Source organism: Streptomyces sp. NPDC031274 (genome assembly GCF_055570235.1).
On sequence record NZ_JBVIHP010000507.1, the window covers coordinates 1 to 1021 of the forward strand.

The 1021-nt window shown below is 70.3% G+C and carries 1 protein-coding gene; it reads left to right on the plus strand.

The features are described 5' to 3' along the window. Positions 1-260: 260 nt before the first annotated feature. The coding region (locus ACZ5CR_RS47545) for a glycoside hydrolase family 88 protein (protein WP_468870314.1) at positions 261-1021 on the plus strand (761 nt) is incomplete at its 3' end.

Consider the following 1021-nt stretch of genomic DNA (forward strand, 5'->3'; position numbering starts at 1 on the left):
GCCCGCCTTGCCCTGCCAGCCCGCCGGGGGTGCTTCGCGGAGGGCGGCAAGGGCGAGCTGGACGACCCGGTCAAGGTCATCGGCGGTGACGGGACCGGGGGTGGCGGCATCTTGTTCGGCTTGTCGGTGCATGCGGGGAACGGTAATCGGGCGGGAGCCCCACCCCCAGCGACTTTCGCGCTCTCCCCCAACCCGCCTATGGACAGGGCGAGTTCAGTGGCACCACCATGTGGACTCCCACATCCCTGAAGGGCGTTCACATGGATAGACGACAGTTGTTGCTGCGCGGCGCCACCCTCGCCGTTGCCGCCCCGCTGCTACCTGCCCTCGCCACCCCCACCGCCCACGCCGCCCGACCGCACAGCCTCTCCCCCCGCCTGCCAAGTCCCGCCGAAATCACCACAGTTCTGCGGCGCGTGGCCGACCACTGGATCAGCACGCACGCCGACCCCGGCGACAACGGATGGGCCAACGCCACCTTCTACAGCGGCCTCATGGCCCTGCACCGCCACACCCACGAAATCCGCTATCTGAACTACGCCCGCGCCTGGGCGGAGAAGCACGACTACGGAATCCGCAGCGGCACGAGCACCCGGCACGCCGACAACCACAACGCGATACAGGCCTACCTCGACCTCTACGAGACCGAGCCGGAGCCCGCCAAGCTCACCGCGTCCGAGGCGACCCTGCGCCACATGCTCACCGACCAGCCCGGCAAGAACGACGACTGGTGGTGGGACGACGCGCTGCACATGGCCATGCCGCCCTTCGCGCGCTTCGCCGGACTGCGCGGCGAGGCTGCCTTCCGGGACAAGCTGCACGCCCTCTACACCCACACCAAGCGTGCCCAGGGCGGGCCCGGCCTCTACGCCACCGACCTCGGCCTCTGGTACCGCGACGACCGCTTCCTGCCCGGCGGGATCCTCTCGCCGAGCGGCAAGCCCGTGCTGTGGTCACGCGGCAACGGATGGGTGGCCGCCGGGCACGTCAAGACGCTGAAGGCGCTTCCGGCCGCTGCCCC